Origin of the sequence: Lentibacter sp. (assembly GCF_965658795.1) — a bacterium.
GTDB lineage: Bacteria > Pseudomonadota > Alphaproteobacteria > Rhodobacterales > Rhodobacteraceae > Lentibacter.
Genome location: NZ_CBFHTG010000007.1, coordinates 88,950 through 108,116 on the forward strand (window position 1 = coordinate 88,950; position 19,167 = coordinate 108,116).

Sequence of the window (19,167 nt, forward strand, 5' to 3'; positions counted from 1 at the left end):
AGGATTTCTCCCCCCTAGGCCCGCCTCCATCTGCGAAGTTAGTGGCGCGCGTATATAACGGCCCCCTCCCCTTTACAAGCCCAGAATGGTCCGCTGTCAAAGTGGCATTGCCAAGCGCGGCGGTTAGAGGCATTGAACGGCCATGACACGCGAAAAACAAGATATTCTCTGTATAGGCTCTGTCCTCTGGGACATCATAGGCCGCAGCCCACGCGACATGCGCGCTGGCAACGATATGCCAGGTCGGATCACGCGTATTCCGGGCGGGGTTGCTATGAACATCGCCATGACACTGGCGCGCTTTGGTTTGCGCCCTGTGCTCCTCTCGGCCCTCGGGCAGGATGCGGCAGGCGACGAGCTTTTGAAAGCGGCACAGGGCATGAGCCTTGTGACAGATCATATCTACCGCAGCACACGCCCGACCGACGCCTACATGGCCATTGAGGGCGCGAACGGGCTGATTGCGGCGATAGCCGATGCACATTCCTTGGAGGCCGCAGGCGAAGAGATTGTGGCAGTGCTGAGGGATGGCACACTTGGCAGCACCGATGCACCTTATGCAGGCTGCATCGCGCTTGATGGCAATTTGACGGAAGCGCTCTTGGAGCAGATCGCCCTTGATCCTGCCTTTTCAAAGGCCGATCTGCGGGTTGCGCCAGCCTCGCCCGGCAAGGCCGAGCGGCTGCGCGCGGTAATACGCCACAAAGGCGCAACACTTTATGTAAACCTTGAAGAGGCCGAGCTGATCAGCGGAGCCCGCCGCCTCAGAACAGCCAAGGATGGCGCAAAAGCCTTGCTTGATGCAGGTGCGCAGCGGGTGATCGTGACCCATGGAAGCCAGACAGCCTGTGATGCGTGCGCTAGCGACATCTATGAAGCCGCGCCGCCACCTGTGGTTGCCAAACGGATCACAGGCGCTGGCGACACCTTTATGGCCGCTCACATTGCCGCGGAACTCCAAGGGAGGAGCCGCGCCAATGCCATTGAATTTGCACAAAAAACAGCAGCCGCTTATGTGGCGGGAGACGATAGATATGCATAAGATCACCTACAGCCAGGATGTGGCCAAAGCCCGCGCAGCCAACGCGCCGATTGTGGCTTTGGAAAGCACCATCATCACCCACGGGATGCCCTACCCTCAAAACCTTGAGACAGCACAGCGCGTTGAGGCCGAGGTGCGCGCCCATGGGGCGACACCTGCAACAATCGCTGTGATCAACGGCACTCTGCACATCGGGCTTGAGCCTGCAGAGCTTGAGGCACTGGCGCAGGCGCAGACTGTCGCCAAGCTCAGCCGCGCTGATCTGGCCGCGTGCCTCGCCACGGGCGGCACAGGCGCAACGACCGTGTCCGCCACCATGATTGCGGCCGCGCTGGCGGACATTCATGTCTTTGCCACGGGCGGCATTGGCGGGGTGCATCAGGGTGCAGAAACAAGCTTTGATATCTCGGCTGACTTGCAAGAGCTGGCACAGACGGCTGTCACCGTTGTTGCCGCAGGCGCCAAGGCGATCCTTGATATCCCCAAAACACTCGAGGTGCTCGAGACATCTGGTGTGCCTGTCATTGCCTATGGCCAGGATGATTTTCCGGCGTTCTGGTCGCGGGCCTCGGGCCTGGCTGCACCGCTGCGGATGGACAGCGCCAAAGAGATCGCCCGCGCCCACAAAATGCGCGCCTCACTCGGCCTGCCGGGAGGGCAGCTCGTGGCCAACCCTGTGCCACTTGAAGCCGAAATCAGCGGTGCCGAGATGGCACCCGTTATTGCGCAGGCGCAAAGAGAAGCCGATGAGCAAGCGATCCTGGGCAAAGCCGTCACCCCGTTTCTCTTGGCGCGGATCTTTGAGCTCACCCACGGTCGCTCGCTTGAGACAAACATCGCCCTTGTTTTAAACAATGCGCGTCTGGCCGCCGCAATTGCCAGCGCTCTGGCGGTTGAGTGACGGGCGCGGGCGCTTGTTTCTCGCTTTAACGATTGTAGATAGATGAGGCAGCCCCTAGATATGGAGCTGTAGAATGGAACATAGCTCAGAATGACAACACCCTTTGACGAAGACCCACACAAGCGCCGCAGCATGTTCGCGGGTCTGCGCGCCTCGTTTTTCACAGGTCTGATCGTTATTGCGCCAGTGGCGTTTACGATCTGGTTGCTTTGGAGCTTTATCGGCTGGGTTGACGGGTTCGTCTTGCCCTTTGTTCCCTCAAACTATCACCCCGAACAGCTGGTGAACCGCTGGCTCGGGCGCACGCCCGGCTCTGCCGACTGGATCGGCGTTAACATTCGCGGTGTTGGCGTGTTTGTCTTCTTTTTCTTCACCATATTTGTGGGTTGGTTAGCCAAAGGCCTCCTGGGCCGCTCGCTCATCCGCTATGCTGAAGGCCTGCTTGAGCGCGTGCCTGTTGTGCGCTCTATCTACAATGGTGTGAAGCAGATCGCAGAGACCATCTTTGCCCAATCCGAGCGCAGCTTTGAAAAGGCCTGCCTCATCGAATACCCGCGCAAGGGCATTTGGGCGATCGGGTTTGTCTCGACCATGGCCAAAGGCGAAATCGCGGTCAAAGCCGATGGGGATGGCAACGAGCTGATGAGTATCTTCCTGCCCACAACGCCAAACCCCACATCCGGTTTCCTGCTGTTTGTGCCCAAGCGCGACGTGATCGAGCTGGATATGACCGTCGAAGATGCCGCCAAACTGGTGATCTCGGCGGGGCTTGTCTACCCCAACGCAAAAGACCCCTCAAAAGCACCAGTGGCTTGATGCCTTAGCTGAACATCTCCGAAAGATCTGCTGTCTGGCGCTGACCAAGGTCGCTTTTGTGCTGGGCCAGAAAGGTTCCCGCTGCGCGGCGGCCCGCCTCTTTGAGCTGTGCGATGATCGAGGGCACGGCAATGGATTTGGTTGCAACCGACAGATCATTCATGAGCGCATCATCGGCAATCATATGCACACGCATGTTCTTCATAGCGCCCTCTTGTATTGTACCATCCTTGATCAAGCGCTGAACAAATTCGATGTTGCGCAGCTCTCGCAAGAGCGAGGAGTTAAAGCTGATCTCGTTGATCCTGTTCTGGATCTCCTGTGGGGTCACAGGCAGCTTGTCGCGCTCCAGAGGGTTGATATTGATGATCACAACATCCTCGGGCAAATGCGCCTCAAACAGCGGAAAGAGCGCAGGATTGCCTGTGTAGCCGCCATCCCAGAAAGCCTCGCGTGTGCCTGTCTGCGGGTCGGTCAGCTCAACAGCCTGAAACAGCGTGGGCAAACAGGCCGACGCCAGTATCGCGTCGGTGCTGATCGTGTCGCCGCTAAAGACGCGCACTTTGCCTTGCCGCACTTGGGTTGCACAGATGAAAAGCTCGGGGCCGTGGGTGTCACAGACTTTGTCATAGTCAAACTGCTCAACAATACGGCGCAGCGGGTTTTGATACAGGGCACCCCACCCATAGGGTGAGAGCATACGGCTGACAGCGTCGCCCCAAAGGTAGAGCGGTGAAAACTCCAGCGCCTGGCTCACTTGGGCAGGCTGGGGCATCCAGCTGTTCATCCACGCAGGCAGCGCCATGTCTTCAAGGCCTGCCACTTCTGTCCAGAGCCAATCAAGGTTTTCGCGCGCGCCCGCATTGCCGCCGCGCAGATAGCCCGATTTGAGCGCAGCCCCATTGAGCGCGCCCGCTGATGTGCCCGTTATCGCGGCAATCTCGATATCAGGCTCCTCAAGCAAGCGGTCAAGCGCGCCCCAGGTAAAAGCACCATGCGCCCCGCCGCCTTGCAGCGCGAGGTTCAGCCGCAGAGGCGCGCTCACAAGGCTGTCCAGCCGCCATCGACCGAAATCGTTGTGCCGGTAATCTGCGCCGCCGCATCCGAGGCCAGAAACACGGCTGTGCCGCCCAGCTGTTCAACCGTCGCAAACTCTTTGGAAGGTTGCCGCGTCAGCATGACATTCTTGATCACATCGTCGCGGCTCATGTCATATTCCTTCATCGTGTCGGGAATTTGCGCCTCCACCAGCGGGGTCAGCACATAGCCCGGGCAAATAGCATTGGCTGTGATCGGCTCTTGGGCTGTTTCCAAAGCGGTTGTTTTGGTCAGGCCAACAACCCCGTGCTTGGCCGCAACATAAGCAGATTTATAGGGCGATGCCGTCAGCCCGTGCGCTGAGGCAATATTGATCACACGGCCCCAACCCGCTTTGCGCATCATCGGGAGCGCTGCGGCTGTGGTGTGAAAGGCAGACGACAGGTTGATGGCGATAATGGCGTCCCACTTGTCTTCGGGAAAGGCGTCAATCGGCGCGACATGCTGGATACCGGCGTTGTTGATCAGAATATCGCAGCGCCCGGCGGCTTCGATCAGCTCACGGCACGCGCGGCCCTTGGACATATCGGCCTGAATGTAGCGCGCGTTTACACCTGTCTCTGCCGCGATCTCCTGTGCAATGGCGTGGTCTTCGGGGCGGTCAGTGAAAGAGTTGATCACAACATCGGCCCCTGCCCGCGCCATCTCCCAAGCGATCCCGAGGCCAATGCCCGAGTTTGATCCGGTGATTACGGCGGTTTTACCTTTGAGTGTCATGCTACGCTCCACAGTTTGTTTGCAGGTGCAGCAATACCGCGCTGCGCCGTTCAAAGCCACCAAAAGAACACAGCTTGAAAAACGCTTGAGCCAAAAAAAACGCCAGCACAAGGCTGGCGTCAAGTTATTGAGGCAGGTTTCATACAGGCAAGAAACCTATCGAGCAGTGCCCTCTTTATAAGCAATGTTAACACTCAATCCAAGCTAAAAGTTTGTAATGCCATTTTGGCGGCGGTAAGGATTAAGATAACAAAACAAGGTTGGGGCGGGATTGTTGTTAAAATGAAATCAGTATTTTTCCATGCAGTAGCGGGCATCTACGTGCTTTTTAGCGCCCTCATCGGGCTCTCTGTTTCTGCTCAGGCAGAGCCTCAACATGGCATAGCTATGTATGGTGACCCTGCTCTCCCACCTGATTTTGTGTCTCTCCCCTACGTAAACCCTGATGCGCCCAAAGGCGGGCGTATCACCGTGGGCAATACGGGTGGCTTTGACAGTTTACACCCGTTTATCTTCAAAGGCTCACCGCCATGGCAGCTGCGTTTTTTGGCCTATGAGAGCCTCATGGCGCGCAATTGGGACGAACCTTTCGCGCTCTACGGGCTGCTCGCCGAATCGATTGAGACAGGCCCGAATCGGGAATGGGTCGAGTTTACGCTCCGCCCCGAGGCCCGATTCTCTGATGGCAGCCCCGTCACTTTGGAAGATGTGCTCTGGAGCTACGAGGTTCTCGGGGCTGAAGGCCACCCGCGCTATCGCGGATTTATGAGCCAGGTCGAAAGCATCGCGCCAACAGGCCCGCGCTCTTTCAGAATTACGTTCAACACCACCAACCGCGAGCTTGCGCTCATCGCCGGGCTGCGCCCGATCCTGAAAAAGGCACAGTGGGAGGACCACGCATTTGACCGCTCAGGCTTTGATCTGGCTCCGATCGGCTCTGCCGCTTACGTGATTGGCGCCTATGAGCCAAACCGCTTTCTCACGCTCAAGCGCAACCCTGACTACTGGGCGCGCGACCTGCCCATCCGCCGTGGGGCGGCCAACCTCGATGAAATCCGCATCGAGTTCTTTGCGGATGACACCGTGTTGAAGGAAGCTTTCAAAGCGGGGGTGCTGACGGCGGTGCGCGAATATAACGCCAATAAATGGGATACGGCCTACGACTTTCCCGCCATGGCGCGCGGCGATGTCCTGAAATCAGAAATACCCGATGGCAAGCCCACGGGAATAACTGGCTTCGTGATGAACACCCGTAACCCGCTCTTCACCGATTGGCGGGTGCGCGAAGCGCTTATCCTCGCGTTTAACTTCGAGTTTATGAATGATGTGGTGACAGGCGGGGCACAAAAGCGCATCACCTCATATTTTTCAGGGTCCGAGCTCGGTATGCGCCACGGGGCAGCCGAGGGCCGCGTGCGCGAGTTGCTGACGCCCTTTGCCAGCGGTCTGCCCCAAGGTGTGCTTGAGGGCTACGCCCTGCCCGTCTCTGACGGCACAAAGCGCAACCGCAGCAATCTGAGAGCCGCGCAGACACTCTTGCGGGATGCTGGCTGGAGTGTTGAAGCGGGGATTTTGCAAAACGCCTCTGGCGAGGCCTTTCGCTTCAAAATCCTTCTGGCCAGCGGCGCCAGCGAGCTGGAGGCCTTTGCCAATATCTATATTCAAGCGCTTGAGCGGCTTGGCATCAAAGCCGAGATCGAGAGCGTGGACAACGCCCAGTATTTTGCCCGCCAAAACGCCTTTGACTTTGATATGACCGATATCCGCCGCGGCTTCTCGCTGTCTCCGGGCAACGAGCAGATGCTCTACTGGGGCAGCGCTGGCATTGATACGCCGGGGTCTCGCAACCTGATGGGGATGAACTCCCCCGCCGCCGAGGCGATGATCACCACAATGGTCGGCACCGATGACAAAGACGAGTTCATCGCCGCCACCCGCGCGCTTGACCGCATATTGACAGCGGGGCGCTATGTGATCCCGACATATGCATTCGGCACAAGCCGCATCGCGCATGCAAAAGAGCTGAAATATCCCAGCAAAGTGCCCATCAATGGCGATGGCTACTGGTTTATGCCCGATGTCTGGTGGTTTGAGGAGTGATCGGTCTGGCGCGCCGCGTGTTGCGCAACCTGACGCGAGGCACGCCTATATTAGAGATGTCACCCAAAGTACGGTGGCGTCATCTGAGCTGACAGACACAACATTGTGACCCATCGAGGCGTCATAATAGGCGCTGTCGCCGCGCTTCATGTCAACAGGCTCATAGAACTCGGTATAAAGCCGGATAACCCCAGTGAGCACATAGAGAAACTCTTCGCCATCATGGCGCACCCAGCCGTCAAACTCCTCCATGCTGCGCGCACGGATACGCGCTTGGTAGGGCAGCATTTTCTTGGCCGAGAGGCTTTCGCCCATCAAGCTGTGTTCATAGGTCGCTGTGATGTGCCCGGCCCCCTCGCCCGCCTTGGTCAGGCTCATGCGGGCCGTGGCTTGGGCTGTTTCGGGGGGCGTGAACAGCTGGGGCACAGATATTTCCAGCCCCTGCGCCAGCTTCTTGAGCGCCTCATAGGTCGGTGACATCTGCCCGTTCTCGATCTTGGAGAGCGTCGAGCGCGCAAGGCCCGCTTGCTTGCTGGCCTGCTCAAGCGTCAGCCCAAGCGCCTTGCGCAAGTCGCGCACCCTTGCCCCGAGGTCAATCTGCTCGGGCGCGGGCGTCTCGCCGCCTGCACGTGCAATTTTGATAAGTGATTTGGGATCGGCAGCATTTGTCATGGCGCTGTCATAGGGCCTTGCTGCCTCCGCGCCAAGCCCTTAGCGCGGCATGCAAAAGCCTTGTTGGGGGTTTTGCTTTTCGGTGCAGAGGGCTATGGAGTGAGAGAAAGGCTGTCCTCATGATAAAACTCGATATTATTTCCGACCCGATTTGCCCGTGGTGCTACATTGGCAAAGCCCAGCTTGACCGCGCTCTGGAGCAACGCCCCGACCACCCCTTCGTGATCGAATGGCACCCGTTCCAGCTCAACCCTGATATGCCCGCTGGCGGCATGGACAGACGCGCCTATCTCGAAGGCAAGTTTGGCGGAAAAGATGCAGCTTACAGAGCCTATCAGCCGATTGTGGAGCACTCCAAAAAAGTCGGTGTTCTCATCGAGTTTGACAAGATCGCCAAGACCCCCAACACGCTTGATGCACACCGCCTCATCCATTGGGCCGGGATCGAAAGCAAGCAGACCCCTGTTGTCGATGCCCTTTTCAAAGCCTATTTTGTCGAAGCACGCGACATTGGCAGCCATGATGTTCTGGCCGATATCGCCGATAGCGTCGGGATGGATGCCGCCATTGTGCGCAAGTTGCTGAGCACGGACTCAGACCTTGAAGACATCAAAAAGCGCGATACCCATTCTCGCGAGATGGGCGTGAGTTCTGTTCCCACATTTGTGGTTGGCAGCAAACATGCAGTCCCGGGCGCACAGCCTGCCGAGCTTTGGCTCAAAGTCATTGATGAGGTTCTCGAAGGCCTGCCAGAATGACCCTTTCGACCCGCGCTATCCTCGGGCTTCTGGTGCTTGTTGTGGCGTCAGGCACGGTGTTTTTCCACTTTGTGGAAGGCTGGAGCTGGGTTGACGCCTATTTCTTCACAGTCGTGACCCTCTCGACCGTTGGCTACGGCAGCCTTGTGCCCGTCACGGTGGTTGGCAAGATCGGCACCACGGTTTTTATCTTTTCAGGCCTTGGCATCTTTGCTTTGGCCATCCAGCAGTTTGGCCACTTCGCGTTCCTGCGGCGTCGGCGCAAGGCTCTGGAGCAACATCGCGAGACCAAAGAATGAGCACGCTACGTATGTCTAAACCCGAGTTCATCGCCCTCATGGCGATGATGTTCGCGATGACGGCTTTCTCGATTGATGCGATGTTACCGGCCCTGCCCCAAATCGGGCGCGAGCTCAGCCCCGACAATCTCAATGCAGCACAGCTCATCCTCACCTCCTTTGTGCTGGGAATGGGGATCGGCACGTTCTTTACTGGCCCGCTCTCTGACAGTTTCGGGCGCAAGCCGGTGATTTATGCAGGTATAGCGCTCTATATGGTCGGCGCTGTGCTGGCATGGGCGGCCCAAACCCTTGAGCTGGTTCTGGCCGCGCGCCTTGTACAGGGTCTTGGCATTGCTGGGCCGCGTGTTGTGAGCATCGCGATTATCCGTGATCTGTATTCAGGCCGCCAAATGGCCAAGCTTGTCTCTCTGGTCATGATGATCTTCACACTCGTGCCTGCGATTGCGCCGCTGATTGGCGCGGGTATTATTGCCTTTACAGGCTGGCGTGGGATCTTTGCCGCCTTTATCGTCTTTGCCGTGATTGTGACGGTCTGGTTTGGCACCCGCCTTGAAGAGACCCTGCCCAAGGCTGCGCGCCGCCCCTTTGAGGCCAACAAGCTTTTGGCCGCCCTCAAAGATATGCTGTCCCATTCTATGGTGCGCACGGTTCTCGTGGTGCAAACGCTGTCCTTTGCAGTGCTCTTCGCAGCGCTCTCCTCCATCCAGCAAATCTATGATGTCACATTTGCGCGCGCCGAAAGCTTCCCGCTCTGGTTTGGCTTTGTGGCGGTGCTGGCGGGCAGCGCCAGCATTCTCAACGCCGTATTGGTCGTGCGCCTTGGAATGCAGTTTCTCACAACGGTCACACTCGCGGTGCAGGTCGCTCTGTCTGGCAGCATGATCTTGATCACGTCGCTGGCTCTGCCCGACGGGCTTTATTTCGGGCTCTTTGTGTTCTGGCAGTTCTCGCTCTTTGCAATGGCGGGTTTGACCTTGGGCAACCTCAACGCCATGGCGATGGAGCCGCTTGGGCATATCGCGGGGCTTGCAGCCTCTATACTGGGGGGCACATCAACTGTGTTTGCAATGATGTTTGCCATTCCGATTGGCCTTGCCTTTGATGGCACGCCACGGCCTGCGGCCATCGGTATTTTCCTGTTGGCGTCCGTTGCGCTCGTGCTAATGATCCGCCTTGACAGAACCCCTCGCAGAAAGCGTTAAGCCCTGCATAGGTTGGGGTTTTGCCTGAAAATAATTTCAGTATACTTTTGCATACCGTCTTTCTTTTGGTGTGCACTTAGGCTATCACACAGCCAATTCGACTGACTCGCAGCACCTGCCTGTGGCTGCACCAACCCCTCGTTCGAGAAGGATTGAACATGGCTGATACCCACACCCCCGACATTATTTACACCAAGGTTGATGAGGCCCCCGAGCTGGCAAGCGCTTCGCTTTTGCCCATCATCAAGCGTTTCGCGGCGGCGGCGGATATCACCGTTGGAACCAAAGACATCTCACTCGCAGGCCGCATCCTTGCCGCCTTCTCGGATCACCTGACAGAAGATCAGCGCCAGTCTGATGATCTGGCCGAACTTGGCGAGCTGGTCAAAACAGCCTCGGCCAATGTGATCAAGCTGCCCAACATCTCGGCGTCCGTGCCACAGCTTGTCGCCGCGGTGAAAGAGCTACAGAGCCAAGGCTACGCTCTGCCCGACTATCCAGAGACACCCGCAACAGAGGCCGAGAAGGCGATCCGCGCGACCTATGACACGCTCAAAGGCTCCGCCGTGAACCCTGTTTTGCGCGAAGGCAACTCCGACCGCCGCGCCGCAGCCGCTGTGAAAAACTACGCCCAGAACAACCCGCACCGCATGGGCAAATGGGACAGCGCCAGCAAAACGCGCGTCGCGTCGATGTCGGGGGGAGATTTCTTCTCAAACGAAGTCTCCACCACCCTGCCTGCAGCTGCCACGGCGAAAATCGTGCTTGAAACAGCTTCAGGTGAAACTGTCTTGAAAGACGCCGTTTCCTACCCTGCGGGCACAGTGGTTGATGCCACCTATATGAGCGCAGCAGCGCTCGGCGCGTTCCTCGCAGACGAGATCGAAAAGACCAAAGCCGAAGGCACGCTTTTCTCGCTCCACATGAAAGCCACGATGATGAAGGTCTCAGACCCGATCATCTTCGGTCACGCAGTGCGCGCCTTCCTTGCGCCTGTCTTTGAAGCGCATGGCGACAAAATGAAAGAGCTGGGCGTCAACCCCAACTCCGGCTTGGGCGATCTGCTTGAGCGCGTCAAAGGCGACGCAGAGATCACCGCCGCGATCGAGGCGTGCATCGCCGCGCGTCCGCCCATGTATATGGTCGACAGCGACCGTGGCATTACCAACCTTCACGTGCCCTCCGATGTGATCATCGACGCCTCCATGCCCGCGCTCATCCGCGCAGGTGGCAAAGGCTGGGGCCCGGATGGCCAGGAGAGCGACGCCAACTGCGTTATCCCGGACAATTCATACGCCCCCGTCTATGACGAGAGCATCAAGTTCTTCAAAGAGCACGGCGCGCTGAACCCTGCCACAGCAGGCACAGTCCAGAACATTGGCCTCATGGCGCAAAAAGCCGAAGAATACGGCAGCCACCCCACCACATTCGAGGTGGCCGAGGCTGGCACAGTCAAGATGATCCTTGACGACGGCACCGTGCTCAACAGCCTTGATGTGCAAGCCGGCGATATCTGGCGCTCGGCGTCCGCACGTCAGGCGCCCATCGAAGACTGGGTCAATCTGGCCATCGACCGCCAGCGCGCCACAGGCTTCCGCGCTATCTTCTGGCTGGATGCCGCACGCGCCCACGACGCTGAGCTGATCAAATATGTGACCGCGATCCTTGAGGCCAAAGGTGTTGCTGACAAGTTCGAGATCATGGCGCCACGCGAAGCCACACGCGCCTCGCTTGAAACCATCACCAAAGGCGAAAACACCATCGCCATCACAGGCAACGTGCTGCGCGACTACCTCACCGACCTTTTCCCGATCCTCGAGCTGGCAACCTCGGCCAAGATGCTCTCCATCGTGAAGCTCATGCAAGGCGGCGGCCTGTTTGAAACAGGCGCTGGCGGCTCGGCCCCCAAGCACGTGCAGCAGCTTGAGGCCGAAAACCACCTGCGTTGGGATAGCCTCGGCGAATTCTGTGCGCTTGGAGAAAGCCTCCAGTTCCTTGCCGATGCAAAGGGCAATGAAAAAGCCCGCGTGCTCGGCAAAGCTGTCGATGCCGCCACGCAAGGCATTCTGGACAACAACCGCTCACCCAGCCGCAAAGTCGGCGAGCCAGACAACCGCGACAGCCACTACTGGTTTGCCCGCTACTGGGCCGAGGCTTTGGCCGCACAGTCAGATGACGCAGCTTTGGCCGCAGAGTTTGCCCCTGTTGCAAAGGCACTGGCAGAGGGTGAGGCGCAGATCGTCTCTGAGCTGGCCGCGGCCCAAGGCGCCCCAGCCGATACGGGCGGCTACTATCATGCAGATGATGCCAAGCTGGCCTCTGTGATGCGCCCGAGTGCCACGCTGAACGCGATCATCGGCTAAGTTGAGGCATACTCAAAAACGAAGGGCGCGCATGTCACATGCGCGCCCTTTTGCGTTCAGCTAAGGCTTGGCGCAAAGGAAACATGCTCAACCCTGTCACCCTCAAAGAGGCAGGCACTGCCCGCGGCTTGCGCCGTCCAGCCGCCCTCCCCGTCGACCAAGGGTTCAGAGACAACGGCCCAGCCTTGGCGGCTCGTGCTCCAGCGGTGATAGAGCGTGGGGGATTTGTCATCAGACGCATACCGAAAGGCGTAGAGGCGCTCCCCGTCACACAAAGCCGCCGAAAAGCGCATGTAAGGCAACACGCCGCTGTCGCGGCCCAGTTGCTCCATTTTGGCCACTGCGCGCGCCATAGCGCCGATAGGGTCGGCCTCCAGCCCCTCGCCAAGCGCTATCAGAAAAAGCGCCTCGCTGTCAGTCGCGCCTTTGCGGTGGGGGTAGTAGGCCTCGTCAATCATCATGTCAGCGGCTTTGCGAAAGCCGTCATAGCCGCCCACCTGCCCGTTGTGCACAAAGCTGAAGCGCCCGTAGGTAAACGGGTGGCAGTTGTTGCGGCTGATGGCTGTGCCTGTCGAGGCGCGCACGTGGGCGATAAAGGCGTGAGATTTGACCTGCGCGCAAAGCGCTTTCAGGTTCGGGTCTGACCAGGCTGGAAAGACATCGCGGTAAAGGCCCGGCTCGGCGCGCGCGTGGTACCACGCAAGGCCGAAGCCATCAGCATTGATTGCTGTTTTACACTCTTCAGCAGCCCGTGACTGCACAATCAGCGAATGACCCGGCTTTGTGACAAGATCTTCAATAAAGATCGGCGCGCCCAGATAGGCAGCCCAACGGCACATCAGCGCCCCCGATTGTGGGTGCGCTCATAAAGCTTGGCGATAATCGTGCTCCCTGTCTTCTCAAACGCCGCAGGGATAAAGGCGTGAACAAGCGCTGCTCCAGCCGCGGCGGCCAGCCAAAAGGCAAACCAGAGCGCAAAGCGCATATGCTCAAAATAGCTTTCATTCACGGATTGGGGGTGGCTCAAAAATAGTTTGGCAATCATGGTCGCGCTCCTTTGGTCTCTGTTCAGCCCTTGTTTAGACCAACGGGCGCTTGGCTTTGTCCCAAATATGAGCCAATTGGCTTGCATTAAGGGAATAAATCTCAACATATAATGAAAACATGAGACATGATGAGCTAGACCTGAAGATTCTTCGCGCGTTGCAGCGCGATTGTGACATTTCACTGGATACCTTGAGCGCTGAAATAGGCCTCTCGCGCAATGCGTGCTGGCGTCGGATCAAACTGATGCAAGAGGCAGGCCTCATTCGCAAACGCGTCGCGCTGCTCAATGCCAAAGCCCTCGGCTTTGGCTTGACCGTCTTTATTCAGGTGCGCGCCGAAAAGCACACGGCGAACTGGTCAGAAGATTTTGCCCGCGCCACCCGCGCCATACCCGAGATCAGCGGTGTCTACCGCATGTCAGGTGATCTGGATTATCTGATCCGCGCGCATGTGGCCGATATGGCAGGCTATGATCGCCTCTATCAAAAGATGATCTCCAAAATTTCTATGGCCGATGTCTCGGCAAGCTTTGTTATGGAAGATATCAAGGATACAACCGAGCTACCGCTTTGAAGGAATCCGCTCATGCCCTATCTCTACCTCGCCATCGCAGTTGCCTTTGAAACCATCGCAACCTCTGCGATGCAGGCAAGCCAGCAGTTCACGCGCCTTTGGCCTTCGGTTTTGATGGTGGTCGGATACGGGATCAGCTTTTACTTCATGGCCCTGACATTGCGCTTCATGCCTGTTGGGGTCGTCTATGCGCTCTGGTCGGGCCTTGGCATCATCCTCATCGCGACCATCGGGTATACTGTCTTTGGCCAGAAGCTTGATCTGCCCGCGGTGATAGGCCTCGGGCTGATCATCTTGGGCATCGCGACCATCCAGCTCTTTTCGAACACCACGACCCACTAAACTGGTCCGTGCCTATTGTGCTAACGTCTCGTTAATGTGGGCGCGGGGGCTGGCCCCCGCACCGCGTTCTGGCGTGGCCAAAGCGTCAGGGTTTTGTCTTCCCCTGTCCATACTGTTGTATGCACAGGCTGCCATACAGCCTGCCACATTGCTTTTTTGTCAGTCTTTTGGCGTCAGACGCTTGATCAGGCTTGAGGTGTCCCAACGCCCGCCGCCCATCTTCTGAACGTCTTTGTAGAACTGATCTACCAGCGCCGTCACAGGCAGGCTCGCGCCGATCTCGTCTCCTGTGCTCAAGCAGATGCCCAGATCTTTGCGCATCCAATCCACAGCAAACCCATGTTCAAACGCTCCGTCGAGCATCGTCTCATGACGGTTGGCCATCTGCCAGCTTCCCGCAGCCCCCTGGCTGATCACCTCCACAACATCACGCCCGTCAAGCCCCGCACATTGCGCAAAGTGCAAGGCCTCCGACAGGCCCTGAACCAACCCTGCGATCGCGATCTGATTACACATCTTGGTCATCTGTCCGGCCCCGCTTTCGCCGATCCGGCGGCAGATGCGGGCATAGGCTGCCATGATGGGTTCGGCCTTATTATATTGGCTTTCCTCACCGCCACACATGACCGACAACACACCATTTTCTGCACCGGCTTGCCCCCCCGATACAGGGGCATCAACAAAGCCAAGCCCCGCGTCGCTGGCGGCTGTGTAAAGCTCGGATGTGACCTTGGCTGAGACGGTGGTGTGATCCACAAAGCAAGCCCCTGTGCTCATCCCTGCAAACGCGCCATCCTCGCCCAAGCACACAGCGCGCAAGTCATCATCATTGCCCACGCAGGCCATGACAAACTCAGCCCCCTGAGCCGCCTCGCGCGGTGTTGCGGCGGCCTGCCCGCCGTGCTCTTTTGCCCAGGCCTCGGCTTTGGCCGCTGTGCGGTTATATACGCAGACATCGTGTCCTGCAGCTTTCAGGTGGCCCGCCATGGGATATCCCATTACACCGAGCCCTAGAAATGCGAGTTTTGCCATGGTCTTTCCCCTTGCATTCAAACGTTTTATCGTTTGTGTCGAGCCAAGCCCAGCTTGGCAAGGTAAAACCGGAGATGTGGCCTGTATGAGAACGAAGGAAGAGATATGCTGACCCTGTTTCGCTGGCTGATCCGGATTGCCGCAGTTTTTGTTGGCCTCTCTGTTTTGGGCGTTTTTGCTGTCTATTACCTCGCCTCTCGCTCCTTGCCCGATTACAATCAGACTGTTGAAGTTCAAGCACTGACAGCTCCTGTGCGCGTTCTGCGTGACCACTCCAATATCCCACATATTTTTGCAGAAACTGCGGCTGCCGACGATACGCCTGTCTACTTCGGGCTCGGTTATGCGCATGCCCAAGACCGCTTGTGGCAAATGACCCTCTTGCGCCGCACGGCTCAGGGCCGGCTCTCGGAAGTCTTCGGAAGCTCAACGCTTGATATCGACAAGCTCTTGCGCCGCTTTGATATTTATACGCTGGCGCGCTCATCGGTCGCGGCACAAGACGCAGAAACGCTGGCTGCACTTGAAGCTTATGCCGCAGGGGTCAATGCTCGGCTCAATGAGATAAACGACAAGGCTCTGGGCCGCGGTGCGCCTGAGATGTTTCTTTTCAACGCTCCCATCTCTCCGTGGCGCCCTGAAGATTCTCTGGCGATCCTGAAGCTCATGGCTGTTCAGCTGTCGGGCCATGCCGCTGGTGAGGTGTTGCGCGCACGAACGTCACTTGCCTTAAAAGATGATCTCCGCCTGAAAGACATTTTGCCCGATGTCCCGGGCACGGGCGTCGCTGCTCTGCCTGAATATGCAAGCTTGTTTCCCAAGGCCCATCTGCCCACCCAATGGGCTGCCAATCCTGCTCAAGATGTAACAACTCATCCCCTGTCTCCGCTCAAAGCTCCGGCGTTTGCAGGCGCGTCAAACGCTTGGGCTGCGGCCCCCTCGCGCTCGGCGACAGGTGGAACATTGCTCGCCAATGACCCTCACTTGGGGCTGACAGCGCCTGCCATTTGGTATCTGGCCCGCCTTGAGCTGGCGACAGGAGGTGTCATCGGCGCGACAATCCCCGGGATGCCCATCGTGATGTCTGGTCGTAGTGAAAGCCTTGGCTGGGGGCTGACCTCTGCGTATCTTGATGACCAGGATATTTTCATGGAAGCATTGAACCCGGACAATACCGAGCAATATCGCACGCCTGACGGCTACAAGACTTTTGAGACCCGCCGCTCTATCATCAAGATCAAGGATGAGGCGCCTGTTACACTGGTTTTGCGAAGCACAGATAACGGCCCGCTTTTGCCACCCAGCTTTCACGATGTCGGCGCAGTCACACCACAAGGGCATGTTGCCTCCCTTGGCTGGACAGCACTCGATCCAAATGACACCTCTATGAGCGCAGCCTTTCATATGATGCGCGCCCAGAGCATCGATGAAGCGCTTGGAGCCGCAGCGCTCTACATTGCACCGTCACAAAACCTGACATTGGCTGATAGGGACAATATTGCGCTCAAAACGATTGGTGCGATGCCCCGTCGCGACGCGGCGTCCGAAAGCATGGGGCGCATTCCCGGGCGTGGCTGGATCGCGCAAAACCGCTGGCAGGGCTACTTTCCAGCGTCAGCCAACCCGGAGTTCCTACGCCCGTCAGGCGGGATTGTCGGCAACACAAACAACAAGCTACTTGAGCGGCCCTTTCCGCTCCATGTCTCCCATACATGGGGAGACACCCAGCGTATCTTGCGTTGGCAACGCCTGATGCAGGGCCGCAAAGCCCATTCGCGTGACAGCTTCATAGAAGCCCAGCTAGACACGGTCAGCTACACCGCGCGGACCTTGCTGCCGCTGGTGGCCGCAGATCTATGGTTTACGGGAGAGGCCGCAGCTGACGGCACACCGGAGCGCCGCCGCCAAGTGGCTCTCAACCTGCTGGCCGGCTGGAACGGGCGCATGAACGAGCATCTTCCAGAGCCGCTCATCTACGCCACCTGGATGCGCTTTTTGCAGGAGCGTCTGATACAAGATGACCTCGGGCCTCTCTCAGAAGAGTTCACACATGTAGAGCCCCTCTTTGTCGAGCGCGTCTTCCGCGACATCGACGGTGCGAGCATGTGGTGCAATATCATTCAGTCCTCGGCGACGGAAACCTGCTCTGACATTGCACGCCTTGCGCTTGATGATGCGCTTGTCTGGCTTGACGAAACCTACGGCACCTCCCTTGAGGCGCTGCGTTGGGGTGATGCCCATGAAGCCACCCATGATCACGCTGTGCTCGGCGAGGTGCCGATCCTGCGTTATTTCGTCAATATACGCCAAAGCACCTCAGGCGGTGACAACACCCTCATGCGCGGGCGAACGAGCGGGTCTGGGCCAAACCCGTTTCAGAACGTCCATGCTGCGGGCTATAGAGGTGTCTATGATTTCGCAGACCCTGACAGCTCGGTTTTTGTCATTTCGACAGGCCAGTCAGGTCACCCTCTGTCTCGCCACTATGATGATATGGCCCAGCTCTGGCGGCGCGGCGAATATATCACGATGTCTTTGGACGAAGGGCTGGCTCGCGCCGCAGCTGTGGGCGAAACGATCCTGATGCCGAAAGCTCCATAAGCCTGTCAGAGGCGTGAAAACTGCTCAGATTGCCGGGATGTCCAGCGGACTTTGAGGGTATAGCCCTCGTCTGTCTGGCGTTCTGCTTCCACGACACCTTGGTCAAAGAGCCACGCCCGTTTTCGCCCCTCGGCGAAGGTGAGTGCGATGGCCTCGTCTTTCTTTAGCCCTTGGAGCGCATTGGAAACGGCATCCAGAAGCCCCTCAACCCCAGACCCCGTAACCGATGACACCGCAAAGATACCATCCGAACGCGCAGCTTGTGTCTCTACGGCAAGGGCCGCGTCAGGCTCAAGCAAGTCAACCTTGTTGAGCACTTCGAAAAACGGGGTTTCATCCTCAATGCCCAGACCTTCAAGAATGGCCTTCACATCCGCCGCCTGCGCGGCAGTTTCTGAATGCGCTATGTCTCGGACATGCAAAATAAGATCGGCACTCAGCACTTCTTCCAATGTGGCGCGAAACGAGGCAACCAGCTCTGTGGGCAAGTTCGAGATAAAGCCCACAGTGTCTGACATGATAACCTCAAGGCCAGAGGCGCCCAGCTCCACTTTGCGCATGGTCGGGTCAAGTGTGGCAAAGAGCATGTCTTTCGCCATGACATCTGCGCCTGTCAGCCGGTTAAAGAGGGTTGATTTGCCGGCATTGGTGTAGCCCACCAGCGCAACAATCGGGAAAGGCACTTTCGCACGGCTCTTGCGGTGTAGCTCACGGGTTTTGACAACTTTTGCCAACTGGCGGCGCAGCCTGACAAGCTGTTCATCAATAGCGCGGCGGTCTGCCTCGATCTGGGTTTCGCCCGGGCCACCCACAAAGCCAAGCCCGCCGCGTTGACGTTCAAGGTGCGTCCATGCCCTCACCAAGCGCGTCCGCTGATAGCTCAGGGCAGCCATTTCGACTTGGAGCACACCTTCGCGGGTGCGCGCCCGATCCGAGAAAATTTCGAGAATAAGACCGGTGCGGTCAAGGATCTTGACGCCCCACTTCTTTTCAAGATTTCGCTGCTGAACGGGGCTTACAGGCCCGTCAATCAAGACAAGCTCGACCTCTTCAGCCTCAAGCCTCTCCTTGATCTCATCAAGCTTGCCTTTGCCAAAAAGGAGGCCAGCATGTGGTTTCTTCAGCTTCACAACTTCAGCGCCGACAATCTCAAGGCCAGGCATAGCTTCACCGAGCGCGACCGCCTCTTCAAGCGCGTGCTCTGCTGTTCTGGTCAGTTCATCTCTGCGAATGATGTCGGGGTGAAGAACCCACGCCCTCGTCAGCGTCGGATCATTATCGCTCACTGAGCTTCTTCACCCTCATAAAGAGAAATCGGCTGCGCCGGCATGATTGTGCTGATCGCATGCTTGTAGACAAGCTGGCTCTGTCCGTCACGGCGCAAAAGCACGCAGAAATTGTCAAACCAAGTGATCACGCCTTGCAGCTTGACCCCGTTGATCAAGAAAATGGTGACAGGTGTTTTTGTTTTGCGGACGTGGTTGAGAAACGCATCCTGAAGATTTTGACGGTCGGAAGCCATGGTTCTAATGCCTTATTGTCAGATTCCAGCCGTTTTACGGCTATGCTTTCCTGAGTATGTCGTGCCAAATCGGAAGATT

Annotated in this window: 19 protein-coding genes; 11 read left to right on the forward strand and 8 right to left on the reverse strand. The window is 57.8% G+C overall.

Translation table 11 applies throughout. The features are described from left to right. The first annotated feature begins 142 nt into the window (after positions 1–142). From ACTG3X_RS07210 to ACTG3X_RS07220, 3 genes are all read left to right on the forward strand, one after another. Positions 143–1,042, forward strand: coding sequence for a PfkB family carbohydrate kinase (locus ACTG3X_RS07210; RefSeq protein WP_439110571.1), 900 nt, complete (start codon positions 143–145; stop codon positions 1,040–1,042). Beyond that, positions 1,035–1,943: a pseudouridine-5'-phosphate glycosidase gene (locus ACTG3X_RS07215; RefSeq protein WP_439110572.1), complete on the forward strand. Its 909-nt coding sequence runs from the start codon at positions 1,035–1,037 to the stop codon at positions 1,941–1,943. The genes ACTG3X_RS07210 and ACTG3X_RS07215 overlap by 8 nt, the downstream gene beginning before the upstream one ends. Before the next feature lie 90 nt (positions 1,944–2,033). Next, positions 2,034–2,759, forward strand: a complete 726-nt coding sequence (locus ACTG3X_RS07220; protein WP_439110573.1) for a DUF502 domain-containing protein — start codon at positions 2,034–2,036, stop codon at positions 2,757–2,759. Between the two features lie 4 nt (positions 2,760–2,763). Here the strand turns inward: ACTG3X_RS07220 and ACTG3X_RS07225 are convergent, their stop codons facing one another. Together ACTG3X_RS07225 and ACTG3X_RS07230 are read right to left on the reverse strand one after the other, a co-directional pair. Continuing rightward, positions 2,764–3,804 (reverse strand): patatin-like phospholipase family protein, encoded by a 1,041-nt coding sequence (locus tag ACTG3X_RS07225; RefSeq protein ID WP_439110574.1) that lies wholly within the window; start codon positions 3,802–3,804, stop codon positions 2,764–2,766. Continuing rightward, positions 3,801–4,574 carry a 3-hydroxybutyrate dehydrogenase gene (locus tag ACTG3X_RS07230; RefSeq protein ID WP_439110575.1) on the reverse strand — a complete coding sequence of 258 codons (774 nt, stop codon included), beginning with the start codon at positions 4,572–4,574 and terminating at the stop codon, positions 3,801–3,803. The genes ACTG3X_RS07225 and ACTG3X_RS07230 overlap by 4 nt, the downstream gene beginning before the upstream one ends. A gap of 282 nt (positions 4,575–4,856) precedes the next feature. Between ACTG3X_RS07230 and ACTG3X_RS07235 the strand changes: the two genes are divergently transcribed. Then, positions 4,857–6,674: an extracellular solute-binding protein gene (locus ACTG3X_RS07235; protein WP_439110576.1), complete on the forward strand. Its 1,818-nt coding sequence runs from the start codon at positions 4,857–4,859 to the stop codon at positions 6,672–6,674. 45 nt (positions 6,675–6,719) lie between these two features. On the opposite strand, the gene ACTG3X_RS07240 is transcribed toward ACTG3X_RS07235, so the two are convergent. Beyond that, a complete protein-coding gene (locus tag ACTG3X_RS07240; protein ID WP_439110577.1) occupies positions 6,720–7,346 on the reverse strand; it encodes a helix-turn-helix domain-containing protein in 627 nt (208 codons plus the stop codon). Positions 7,347–7,465: 119 nt separating this feature from the next. Between ACTG3X_RS07240 and ACTG3X_RS07245 the strand changes: the two genes are divergently transcribed. From ACTG3X_RS07245 to ACTG3X_RS07260, 4 genes are all read left to right on the forward strand, one after another. Further along, entirely contained in the window at positions 7,466–8,104 is a 639-nt protein-coding gene (locus tag ACTG3X_RS07245; RefSeq protein ID WP_439110578.1) for a DsbA family oxidoreductase, read from the forward strand. After that, a complete protein-coding gene (locus ACTG3X_RS07250; RefSeq protein ID WP_439110579.1) occupies positions 8,101–8,403 on the forward strand; it encodes a potassium channel family protein in 303 nt (100 codons plus the stop codon). Before ACTG3X_RS07245 ends, ACTG3X_RS07250 begins: the two co-directional genes overlap by 4 nt. Next, positions 8,400–9,608 (forward strand): multidrug effflux MFS transporter, encoded by a 1,209-nt coding sequence (locus ACTG3X_RS07255; RefSeq protein ID WP_439110580.1) that lies wholly within the window; start codon positions 8,400–8,402, stop codon positions 9,606–9,608. The genes ACTG3X_RS07250 and ACTG3X_RS07255 overlap by 4 nt, the downstream gene beginning before the upstream one ends. 158 nt (positions 9,609–9,766) lie before the next feature. Beyond that, positions 9,767–11,971, forward strand: coding sequence for an NADP-dependent isocitrate dehydrogenase (locus tag ACTG3X_RS07260; protein ID WP_439110581.1), 2,205 nt, complete (start codon positions 9,767–9,769; stop codon positions 11,969–11,971). Positions 11,972–12,027: 56 nt separating this feature from the next. Here ACTG3X_RS07260 and ACTG3X_RS07265 read toward each other — a convergent pair whose 3' ends face one another. Together ACTG3X_RS07265 and ACTG3X_RS07270 are read right to left on the reverse strand one after the other, a co-directional pair. Then, positions 12,028–12,810 (reverse strand): class II glutamine amidotransferase, encoded by a 783-nt coding sequence (locus tag ACTG3X_RS07265; protein ID WP_439110582.1) that lies wholly within the window; start codon positions 12,808–12,810, stop codon positions 12,028–12,030. Next, complete coding sequence (locus tag ACTG3X_RS07270) at positions 12,810–13,016, reverse strand: DUF6356 family protein (RefSeq protein WP_439110583.1); 207 nt, start codon at positions 13,014–13,016, stop codon at positions 12,810–12,812. Before ACTG3X_RS07270 ends, ACTG3X_RS07265 begins: the two co-directional genes overlap by 1 nt. 119 nt (positions 13,017–13,135) lie before the next feature. Between ACTG3X_RS07270 and ACTG3X_RS07275 the strand changes: the two genes are divergently transcribed. Then, positions 13,136–13,591 carry an Lrp/AsnC family transcriptional regulator gene (locus tag ACTG3X_RS07275; RefSeq protein ID WP_439110584.1) on the forward strand — a complete coding sequence of 152 codons (456 nt, stop codon included), beginning with the start codon at positions 13,136–13,138 and terminating at the stop codon, positions 13,589–13,591. A 12-nt stretch (positions 13,592–13,603) separates the two neighbouring features. Beyond that, a complete protein-coding gene (locus ACTG3X_RS07280) occupies positions 13,604–13,933 on the forward strand; it encodes a DMT family transporter (RefSeq protein WP_439110585.1) in 330 nt (109 codons plus the stop codon). A 159-nt stretch (positions 13,934–14,092) separates the two neighbouring features. Here the strand turns inward: ACTG3X_RS07280 and ACTG3X_RS07285 are convergent, their stop codons facing one another. Beyond that, a complete protein-coding gene (locus ACTG3X_RS07285; RefSeq protein ID WP_439110586.1) occupies positions 14,093–14,965 on the reverse strand; it encodes an NAD(P)-dependent oxidoreductase in 873 nt (290 codons plus the stop codon). Positions 14,966–15,070: 105 nt separating this feature from the next. Here ACTG3X_RS07285 and ACTG3X_RS07290 point away from each other — a divergent pair, with 105 nt between their 5' ends. Further along, complete coding sequence (locus ACTG3X_RS07290) at positions 15,071–17,566, forward strand: penicillin acylase family protein (RefSeq protein ID WP_439110587.1); 2,496 nt, start codon at positions 15,071–15,073, stop codon at positions 17,564–17,566. Positions 17,567–17,571: 5 nt separating this feature from the next. Here ACTG3X_RS07290 and hflX read toward each other — a convergent pair whose 3' ends face one another. Both hflX and hfq read right to left on the reverse strand, forming a co-directional pair. Beyond that, positions 17,572–18,852: a GTPase HflX gene (hflX, locus tag ACTG3X_RS07295; protein WP_439110588.1), complete on the reverse strand. Its 1,281-nt coding sequence runs from the start codon at positions 18,850–18,852 to the stop codon at positions 17,572–17,574. Continuing rightward, complete coding sequence (gene hfq / locus ACTG3X_RS07300; protein ID WP_089891201.1) at positions 18,849–19,088, reverse strand: RNA chaperone Hfq; 240 nt, start codon at positions 19,086–19,088, stop codon at positions 18,849–18,851. Before hfq ends, hflX begins: the two co-directional genes overlap by 4 nt. Between the last annotated feature and the right edge of the window lie 79 nt (positions 19,089–19,167).

What these genes read in the sequence shown, in the direction of transcription:
- ACTG3X_RS07210 (WP_439110571.1), top strand. Translation starts at nt 143, where the DNA reads ATGACACGCGAAAAACAAGATATTCTCTGTATAGGCTCTGTCCTCTGG.
- ACTG3X_RS07215 (WP_439110572.1), top strand. Translation starts at nt 1,035, where the DNA reads ATGCATAAGATCACCTACAGCCAGGATGTGGCCAAAGCCCGCGCAGCC.
- ACTG3X_RS07220 (WP_439110573.1), top strand. Translation starts at nt 2,034, where the DNA reads ATGACAACACCCTTTGACGAAGACCCACACAAGCGCCGCAGCATGTTC.
- ACTG3X_RS07230 (WP_439110575.1), bottom strand. Translation starts at nt 4,574, where the DNA reads ATGACACTCAAAGGTAAAACCGCCGTAATCACCGGATCAAACTCGGGC.
- ACTG3X_RS07235 (WP_439110576.1), top strand. Translation starts at nt 4,857, where the DNA reads ATGAAATCAGTATTTTTCCATGCAGTAGCGGGCATCTACGTGCTTTTT.
- ACTG3X_RS07240 (WP_439110577.1), bottom strand. Translation starts at nt 7,346, where the DNA reads ATGACAAATGCTGCCGATCCCAAATCACTTATCAAAATTGCACGTGCA.
- ACTG3X_RS07245 (WP_439110578.1), top strand. Translation starts at nt 7,466, where the DNA reads ATGATAAAACTCGATATTATTTCCGACCCGATTTGCCCGTGGTGCTAC.
- ACTG3X_RS07250 (WP_439110579.1), top strand. Translation starts at nt 8,101, where the DNA reads ATGACCCTTTCGACCCGCGCTATCCTCGGGCTTCTGGTGCTTGTTGTG.
- ACTG3X_RS07255 (WP_439110580.1), top strand. Translation starts at nt 8,400, where the DNA reads ATGAGCACGCTACGTATGTCTAAACCCGAGTTCATCGCCCTCATGGCG.
- ACTG3X_RS07260 (WP_439110581.1), top strand. Translation starts at nt 9,767, where the DNA reads ATGGCTGATACCCACACCCCCGACATTATTTACACCAAGGTTGATGAG.
- ACTG3X_RS07265 (WP_439110582.1), bottom strand. Translation starts at nt 12,810, where the DNA reads ATGTGCCGTTGGGCTGCCTATCTGGGCGCGCCGATCTTTATTGAAGAT.
- ACTG3X_RS07270 (WP_439110583.1), bottom strand. Translation starts at nt 13,016, where the DNA reads ATGATTGCCAAACTATTTTTGAGCCACCCCCAATCCGTGAATGAAAGC.
- ACTG3X_RS07275 (WP_439110584.1), top strand. Translation starts at nt 13,136, where the DNA reads ATGAGACATGATGAGCTAGACCTGAAGATTCTTCGCGCGTTGCAGCGC.
- ACTG3X_RS07280 (WP_439110585.1), top strand. Translation starts at nt 13,604, where the DNA reads ATGCCCTATCTCTACCTCGCCATCGCAGTTGCCTTTGAAACCATCGCA.
- ACTG3X_RS07285 (WP_439110586.1), bottom strand. Translation starts at nt 14,965, where the DNA reads ATGGCAAAACTCGCATTTCTAGGGCTCGGTGTAATGGGATATCCCATG.
- ACTG3X_RS07290 (WP_439110587.1), top strand. Translation starts at nt 15,071, where the DNA reads ATGCTGACCCTGTTTCGCTGGCTGATCCGGATTGCCGCAGTTTTTGTT.
- hfq (WP_089891201.1), bottom strand. Translation starts at nt 19,088, where the DNA reads ATGGCTTCCGACCGTCAAAATCTTCAGGATGCGTTTCTCAACCACGTC.